The sequence below is a fragment of the Pseudoalteromonas sp. BSi20480 genome (assembly GCF_000241365.1).
Lineage (GTDB): Bacteria > Pseudomonadota > Gammaproteobacteria > Enterobacterales > Alteromonadaceae > Pseudoalteromonas > Pseudoalteromonas marina.
This window is the reverse complement of record NZ_BADX01000126.1, coordinates 1-8,822: the sequence shown is the minus strand read 5'-3', so window position 1 is coordinate 8,822 and position 8,822 is coordinate 1. Positions and strand designations below refer to the sequence as shown.

Here is an 8,822-nt window from a genome sequence, read left to right as displayed (position 1 = left end):
ATTACCTATTTATTTTTATTTTTTTGCACCACAGTGTTTCTTCTTTGCTAGACTAATAAAATAATAAAACTCAATGACTCAGGCGACACTCAAATAATGCCTAGAAAAGTTCATCAAAGCAGTATTCGTAAAGCACTCATAAACCTAATAATGCTTATAACTGCTATTTGCTTGTCATTATCGATTTCTATATCAACTTATTTAAGTGTTAAAGAACAAAAACAATTAATAGTGAGTAAGCTCGTTATTTTGGCGGAAATAGTTGCTTTTGACGCTGGAAAATCAGTTTTTGAAGATGACAGAGAAACAGAAGAGAAACGCCTTAAATACTTTGAAAAAACTCCTTTAGTTAAAAACATACATGTATATTCTATTGAGCAAGCATCTCAAAAGCCTGTTTTTTTTATAAGTTTTAATGACAAAAAAAACGCCACCAGTCCCCCTCAGAATCGATAGCATTGAAGAACTAAAAACACCACGTATAACCCACGAAGATATCGAACTAATAAAGCCAATTTTTCATAATGAAAAGCTTGTTGGTCATGTATACATGCGTGGAAGTCTTGAAAGCTTAGACGATTATATAAAACAAAAATAGTTGTAGATATCTTACTGACTTTACTGATACTTGTTGTTGTGTATTTTATCGCAATAAATGTTCAAAAAAGAATAGCTCGACCGATAGAGCGGCTTAGCATGCTATTACAAGACGTATCAAAAAATCATAACTACGATGTACGCGCACCAGTAACCGACGTAAAAGAAATATCAGCGCTTTCTAACAGTTTAAACATCATGCTTACACGCACCCAAAAACAATTGACTCGCCATGAAAAAGACAAAGAAGAAATTAAACAGCTTAACCAAGGGCTAGAAGAAAAAGTAAACCAACGAACCATAGCCCTTCGAGAGGCAAATCAGGAGTTATTATCAACCCTTGAGCGTATGCATCAGTATCAAACGCAGATTGTTGAAAATGAAAAAATGGCATCTCTTGGTCAAATGGTTGCCGGTGTTGCACATGAAGTTAACACCCCAATAGGCCTTGGTATTACAAGCTCTACTTTGCTGCGCGATAAGTTAGCCGATTTACAAATTAGCTTTGATGATAAAAAACTGACTTCAAATCAATTAAAACGCTTTATTGACGACGGTATTGAAAACCTAGATTTGATTTACCGTAACTTAAACCGTGCAGCCGACTTAATTTCAACCTTTAAAAAGGTAGCGGTTATTCAAGATGATGACGTAACTACATACATTAATATTCATAAGTTAATAACAGATGTTTTGACATCAATAAGCTCAGAGCTTGAAGAGAAAAAACCGGTTATAAACATAAATTGTGCAACCGATTTAACCGTAGAAAGCAAGTCAGAACCATTACAACAAGTACTTATACAACTAATAACAAACTCACTACTACACGGGTTCGTTGGTAATGAAAATAATGAAATACAATTTGATGTAGAGTTAACAGGAAAAAAACTCACTATTATTTACAGCGATAACGGCCAAGGCGTAGATAAAAAAATTAAACACAGAATATTCGACCCATTTGTAACCTCAAAAAGAGGACAAGGGGCAAGTGGCTTAGGCATGCACTTAGTTTACAATTTAGTAACCCAAGCTTTAGGCGGCCATATATTAATTGATTTAGAAAAAAAACGCGGTGCGCGATTCATCATAACCATCCCTTAAAAGTGAAGTAACCAAACACATATATTTACTTGTATTCCTTGAATTACTACTTATTGACCCTATTTATGCTTCATGTGGTAAACAAGTGTAATAGTTATCGTTTATATAGCGCAATTTTTTGAACTTTATTACTTTTGCGATATCACATACATTGATGAAAGATTAGATAGTGATATAATTTAACTTTGAATTAGTCTGATTATTTAACAGCTTTGCGTAGTCAGCCGGTCCATAAATTATCAAAGTAAATGAACTTCATACGTGTATTGATCGATTTAACAGTAGTTTTTGCACGGGCTTTTTGAGCAAACTTTGAACTCTTACTGTTTTATTTTTATCCAACTTGTTTTTTCTTGTTAACAATTGGATATAATCCTATAATCTCTAGTAGTCGGATTTATACTAAATACCGATTTTTTGTAAATAAAATATTCCAAAAAGGTTAATTAATAATGCAAACGCCAGTCATTCTAATCGTAGAGGATGAAGACGTAACTCGACTAAACCTCGTTAGTTTATTTGAAGCTGAAGGTTACAAAGTTATTGAAGCCATTGATGGCGATGACATGCATGACAAGCTTACAAATAACGACGACGTTAATCTCGTAGTTATGGATATCAATCTTCCAGGCAAAAACGGCCTTATATTAGCCCGTGAATTACGCCAAAAACGCAAAGTAGGCCTTATCTTCTTAACAGGTCGTGATAACGATGTTGATCGTATTTTAGGGCTTGAAATTGGCGCTGATGATTACATTACTAAACCATTTAACCCTCGTGAATTGACTATTAGAGCGCGTAACCTTATTACGCGTACAGGCCTAAGCGATGATGAATCAGCACTTGAAACTAATGGTGTTATTACATTTAACGGTTGGGAATTAGATGAAAATAGCCGCTGTTTAACATCTCCTAATGGCGATGCTAAGCGCTTGCCTAAAGGTGAGTACAGAGCACTGAGATTAATGCTTGATTCTCCAGGTCGTATTTTTAGCCGTGAACAACTAATTAAACATATGACAGGCCGTGAGCTACGTGCAAACGACCGTACTGTTGATGTAACTATTCGCCGTATTCGTAAGCATTTTGAAAGCGATAATTCTACATCAGAGCTTATCAGCACCATTCATGGTGAAGGCTACCGCTTTATTGGTAAAATCGACAGCTAATTAGCGTTTATTCTAATTGCTGTAGAAATAAATGAAGGGCACGTTGTCCTTCATTTATTTTATCTGCCAACACCAGCAGCCACTCCTCAAGCACTTCATCACTCTCATCTATCGCGCCATATTCCATTACTTTTGCATGCAGTTGAACATCGTTCAAACCAACAGAACCTGCGGCACCTTTAAGCTTATGCGCAACCGATTTGTACTCTTCCCTGTCGCCTGTATTTAATGACGTAAGCAGTTCTTGTTGATATTGCGGATTTAGCTTTTCAAACAACTGACTGCTGCGCCTAAACACAACTAACCCCATAGAATTAACAAAGTCTTCTATTGTTTCAATATCTAGCAAATGCGCATCAATACTTTTAAGTGCTTCGTCGGTTACTTTTAGCTGTGGCTCGTTGCATTGAGCTTGCTTAATATCAAATAAGTCAGCGAGCATTTTATCAAGCTTTACTGTATTAATAGGTTTAGCTAAAGCGCCTTGAATAGAAATACCTTCAAGCTCTTCTTCTGCACTTCTCACATTAGCGGTTAGTGCAACAATAGGCAGGTTATCAAAGTGGCTATCAGCACGGATTTGCCTTGCAACTTCATCGCCATTTATATCGGGTAGCTGCATATCAAGTAATACTAAATCTAGGTCGTCTTCGGTATCAACAAACGAAAGTGCATCTTCGCCCGTTTCAGCCCATAGCACTTCATGTCCGCGTTGCTCCAATAAATTAGTGGCTATTTCGGCGTTAAGTGGTACGTCTTCAACGAGTAAAATATAAAGCTCTCGGCCAACATAGCTTTGCTCTGTAGGCGCAATACATAAGCTCAGCGGTATTTGCACTGTAAAGCAACTGCCCTCACCCTCTGTACTGTTTACTGTAATACTGCCTTTCATAGCCGTGACTAGCGCTTTAGTTACCGCAAGCCCAATACCTGAACCTATTGCATTAGTACCTTGTAAATCAGGTGCTTTATAGTACATGTCAAAAATACGAGAAAGCTGCTCTTGTGGAATACCTTGCCCTGTATCTGAGATTTTAATAACTAACCATGGGCCTTCAGGGCGATTTTCACGGCTACATTCGAGTGTGACTTTGCCATGCTGGGTAAATTTCACTGCATTGTTTATCAGGTTCCAAACCACTTGGCGTAAACGAGTAGGATCAAGCAGTGCATATATATCAAGCATGCCATTTCGCTCAATATCAAACTCAAGCCCTTTTTGCTCAGTTATTAACCCTGCAAAATTCACAACATCGTTTATAAAATCAGATACATTAATAGAGTTGGCGGCAATATCGAGCTGCTCTCTGTCTATTTTATCTAAATCTATAATGTCGTTAAAAATATTACCGAGCGTTTCAGCACTTGAAAAAACCGTGTTACACCAACTGCGTTGCTGCTTATTTAGATCGGTATCGAGCAACATACGTGTTAAGCCCACAATACCGTTAAGCGGGGTACGCAACTCATGGCTTAACGTGGCTATAAATTTCCCTTTATCTTTATATGCGGTTTCAAGCGCCTCAGCCGCTTCTTTACGGCTCGTAATATCACGCCCAAAACCAAGTAAACCTATGTAGTCGCCTTCGTCGTTTATAAAAGGAAGTTTTCGTAACTCAAACCAGCGCGTTGCACCATCAACTTCATAACCTACATCGATGGTGAGTGCTTTGTGAGTTTGCTCTACCTCTTTGTCTGTGCGCAATACTTCAGATAAAAAGTCGTTTGGGAATATTTGTTCAACCGTTTTACCTATAAGCTCACGGCTTGATTTACCCATTACTTCTTCAAACATTTTATTGCAGCCAGCAAACACCCCATTGTTATCGCGGTAATAAAACAGATCGGGGGATGAATCAACAATTGAGCGTTGTAACATGCTTTGCTGAGCAAGCTCTTGCTGTGTTTTTTTACGCTCGGCAATTTCTCTACGTAGTTCTTCAATGGCGCGATGCTTAGCATGAAAAGCCATTTTACGTTCATCTATTTCAATATTAAGCCGACTAATATTGTCTTTAAGTGTTTGGTTTAATAGTTTTTCTTGTTTAGTTGCGCTATCTAAGTAAGCGTAGGAAGCATCTAACTGACGAATTGAATTAATAAGTACGCTTATAATTAAAGGTGACACAACAGCTGAAAAAAATACCACGGCCAAAATATCTACAAGAAACAATTCGCCTATAGCAACGTAGTAAAACATGCTCGATAAAATAAGAGACGCGGCTAAAAATAAAGCGTAACAAATGGCAGCTGTTTTTAACTCACCAAATCGCGCTATTGAACTTGAAAGCACCCGAACCCATGGGCTCAAAGAATAATCGGTCATACGTAGTTTTATCTCTTAGCTGTTTACTTAAATATAAGAAAGGCAATGCTATTTACAGATTTTAGCATTTTTCTATTCGCTATTTTCATGTTGTGCGACAAAAACAGAAAATATTCATATGCAATTTTAGTGGGCAGTAAAGTCCTCGTTTCAGCCATTGATTATTTCGTGTAAAATAATGCGCCTTATCATTGCCAATAACGAGTAACATAGCATGCAAACCAATATGCCCGATATAGCTGACACCGCTCCTGCATTACAAACAGGTAAATTAGACTGGGTTGGCATGGGTGAAATTGAACTGCCATTTATTTTTGAATCGCGTGATTTAAGCCCTGTTACTGTTAATGCCAAAGCCCGCGCATTTGTTAACTTGCACAAAGAAGACGCCAAAGGCATTCATATGTCGCGCTTATTTTTAGCGCTTGATTTACTCTCAACAGAGCAACAAGTAAATCCTCAAACAATTAGCCAAGCACTAAATACGTTTATATCTAGCCATGAAGGGTTGAGTAATAAGGCACAGATTGAGTTTAAATTTGAGCTACCACTTCGCCGTAAGTCTCTATTGAGTGGCAAAGCTGGCTGGAAAAGCTATCCAATCACACTTACAAGTACAATTGAAAATAATATCATTAGTTACGAGCTAACCGTTGATGTTACCTATTCATCAACTTGCCCTTGCTCGGCGGCTCTTGCACGCCAGCTAATACAAAATGCATTTAGTGAAAAATTTAACCAAGATACGCTCAACCAAAAAGAGGTACTTGAGTGGCTTGGCACAACACAAGGCATTGTGGCAACTCCTCACTCGCAGCGCTCAATTGCTAACGTAAAAGTTAAACTCAATAGCAACATTAATGAGTTTGATGTAGTTAACTTAATAAATACCCTTGAAGGCGAGCTTAAAACGCCAGTGCAAGCGGCAGTAAAGCGTGAAGATGAACAAGAATTTGCCCGTTTAAATGGGCAAAATTTAATGTTCTGCGAAGATGCCGCGCGTAAAATTAAAGCAATATTAGAAACAGACGGTTACGCAGATTACTGGCTACAAATAAACCATTACGAATCGCTTCACGCTCACGACGCTGTGGCGGTTGCTGTTAAAGGTATTAATGGCGGGTATAAGGCATAAAACACCTGCGTTAACTTAAATCACCATTCGGTAAATCACATACAATATTTAGGCACGGTACTTGCTTTAACAAATCAGTGTCAATTTGTTGTTATGGAGTTACCGTATGGAATTCGCTTTATTGTCGATTTTAGTATTAGTGGTAGGTGCATCAATTGCCGCGTCAAAATTTAATGACGACGGTGGTAATCCTTATCCTTTCAAACGTAAACAAAGCGTATTTACGCAAGTAGAAAGCGCCTTTTTAAACTTGTTAGAACGCGCTATTGGCGATCAATATAAAATAGTGAGCCGAGTTAAGCTTATTGATGTGATCGACTGTAAAGAAGGTTTATCACCTAAATCAAAACGTGCCGCCATTGCTAAAGCCAAAAATAAGCAGCTTGATTTTGTGTTAATCGACAAAGAAAAAATGACCATCGTAGCAGCTGTTGATTTAGTAAATAACGCAAATAAAGATGGCCACAAAGCCCAGCGCGACTGGTTTGTAAATGGCGCCTTAGAAGCTGCAGGCATTCCACACATTCGCATGAAGGTAAAAGCGGGCTATCGCCCATCAGAAGTACGCGATGCCATTATGTTCAAACTGGGTAAACCAGCACCAACAGCACAGCGCCCATTACGTAACCGAGTTCACAAACCTGCTGTTTTATCTCCCTCACAAGCTAAAGCCCATTCAACAGCATTAGCCGAAATATAATTATCAGGTGACTAAATTTGCATTAAAGCGAGCATTTTAAATGTCTCGCTTTTTTGTTTTTTATTGCTAACTTCACGTATAATCAAGCTATTCAAACTCAGGAATCAAACACTATGAATGTTGGTATTATTGGCGCAATGGAGCCAGAAGTTAAAATTTTGCGTGAAGCAATGCAAAACCCAGCTATTTTAACTAAAGCAGGTTTTACATTTTACACTGGTGAATTAGCGGGCTGCACAGTAACTCTTGTTCAATCAGGTATTGGTAAAGTAGCATCAAGCATTGCAACTACATTACTTATTGATAATTTTAAGCCTGATTGCGTAATTAACACCGGCTCTGCTGGCGGTTTTGATCCATCATTAAGTGTTGGCGATGTCGTTATATCGTCAGAAGTTCGTCACCACGATGTAGACGTAACTGCATTTGGTTACGAAATTGGCCAAGTACCACAAATGCCTGCAGGTTTTACTGCGCACCCTAAATTAGTTGAAGCAGCCGAGCAAACTATTGCGCAAATTAGCGAAGTTAAAACGTTAGTGGGCCTTATCTGTACTGGCGATACCTTTATGTGTGACCCTGTTCGTATTGATAAAGCCCGCAGCGACTTTCCTTCAATGCTTGCTGTAGAAATGGAAGGTGCGTCTATTGCGCAAACCTGTCATACGCTTGAAACTCCTTTCGTTGTTATTCGTTCAATGTCTGATATTGCTGGCAAAGAATCGCCACAGTCGTTTGAAGAATACTTAGAAACAGCATCAATCAACTCATCTAAAATGGTTGTTGCTCTGCTTGAAAAGCTAACAGCTGTAACACTGTAAATGCTTAGCAATATTGTTCAAAACCATTTGGACTTTATTGTGTTTATAATAGCGCTCCTTGCTGAGCGCTTTTTACCACTCGTTAGTTGGTACCATCCGAATACCGTTTTAGTGGCCGTATTTAGCGCCATAGGCAAACGTATTTATAATAAACAAAATACAAACAGCTACCACTATTTAGCAGCCATACTTGCAAGCGTACTGGTGCTCAGTGTTATTTTACTAATTGTTACCTTGCTACTTGAATTTGCATTTTACCCAGAGCTACTTGCAGGCCTTATTTTATACCTTTGCCTTGAAAGCCAAAGCCTCAATAAAAAAGCCCTTCGTATTGCAAAGCTCACTAAACAAAACCAAAAGTCAGCCGCACGCGAGCTATTAAAACCACTGCTTGCTCGTGAAGTCAGCAAGCTTTCAACCACAGGCATTATTAAAGCCCTCATTGAAAGCTTAATACTTCGTACTGCTCGTTATTACTTTGTGGTTATATTTGTTTTTTTACTTTTAGGGCCAGTTGCAGCACTTGGTTACCGACTACTTACCTTGATGCAGCAAGCATGGCGTGGTGATATTTCACCAAACAGCGAATTTTTAAGACCATTAAAGCTTGTTTTATTTGTTATTGAGTATATCCCGGTGCGTTTACTTACACTCACAATTGCTGCGAGTAAGGCCACAAAGCAAAGTGTTCACTACATAAAACACTATGGTCAACACTTCTATCAAACAAATACAGGCTGGTTACTCAGTGCATGCTCTGCATCACTTGGCGTGCAACTAGGTGGACCCGCTATGTACTTTAATAAGCGGCATAACAAAATGCGGGTTGGTACTGATAGGTTACCTAACGCTGACGATGTACCAGCGGTTTTAAATCGGCTTAATCAGGCGCGCGCCTTTTGGGTACTCGTTATTGTGTGTATTGAAATTCTAAAAAGCATTTGAGCTTTACTTAGTAAAAATTGAGTAT

6 protein-coding genes and 1 pseudogene are annotated in these 8,822 nt (G+C 38.5%); 6 read left to right on the top strand and 1 reads right to left on the bottom strand.

All coding sequences use genetic code 11. From position 1 onward, the window contains the following. Positions 1 to 96 precede the first annotated feature (96 nt). Together P20480_RS18385 and arcA are read left to right on the top strand one after the other, a co-directional pair. A pseudogene (locus P20480_RS18385) lies at positions 97 to 1,701 on the top strand (sensor histidine kinase). Between the two features lie 452 nt (positions 1,702 to 2,153). After that, on the top strand, positions 2,154 to 2,870 hold the full coding sequence (gene arcA / locus P20480_RS06210; RefSeq protein ID WP_006794331.1) for a two-component system response regulator ArcA: 717 nt from the start codon (positions 2,154 to 2,156) through the stop codon (positions 2,868 to 2,870). Between the two features lie 7 nt (positions 2,871 to 2,877). Here arcA and arcB read toward each other — a convergent pair whose 3' ends face one another. Beyond that, a complete protein-coding gene (gene arcB, locus P20480_RS06215; RefSeq protein WP_008130929.1) occupies positions 2,878 to 5,196 on the bottom strand; it encodes an aerobic respiration two-component sensor histidine kinase ArcB in 2,319 nt (772 codons plus the stop codon). A 214-nt stretch (positions 5,197 to 5,410) separates the two neighbouring features. Here arcB and folE2 point away from each other — a divergent pair, with 214 nt between their 5' ends. The 4 genes from folE2 to P20480_RS06235 all read left to right on the top strand — a co-directional run bounded on the left by folE2 (position 5,411) and on the right by P20480_RS06235 (position 8,797). After that, positions 5,411 to 6,331, top strand: coding sequence for a GTP cyclohydrolase FolE2 (gene folE2, locus P20480_RS06220; RefSeq protein ID WP_008130926.1), 921 nt, complete (start codon positions 5,411 to 5,413; stop codon positions 6,329 to 6,331). 106 nt (positions 6,332 to 6,437) lie between these two features. Then, on the top strand, positions 6,438 to 7,031 hold the full coding sequence (locus tag P20480_RS06225) for a DUF2726 domain-containing protein (RefSeq protein WP_008130925.1): 594 nt from the start codon (positions 6,438 to 6,440) through the stop codon (positions 7,029 to 7,031). A 113-nt stretch (positions 7,032 to 7,144) separates the two neighbouring features. Then, the gene (gene mtnN, locus P20480_RS06230) at positions 7,145 to 7,852 is read left to right on the top strand and encodes a 5'-methylthioadenosine/S-adenosylhomocysteine nucleosidase (protein ID WP_008130923.1); all 708 of its coding nucleotides are present in this window, start codon (positions 7,145 to 7,147) and stop codon (positions 7,850 to 7,852) included. Continuing rightward, positions 7,853 to 8,797, top strand: coding sequence for a cobalamin biosynthesis protein CobD/CbiB (locus P20480_RS06235; RefSeq protein WP_008130921.1), 945 nt, complete (start codon positions 7,853 to 7,855; stop codon positions 8,795 to 8,797). The last annotated feature ends 25 nt before the right edge of the window (positions 8,798 to 8,822 follow it).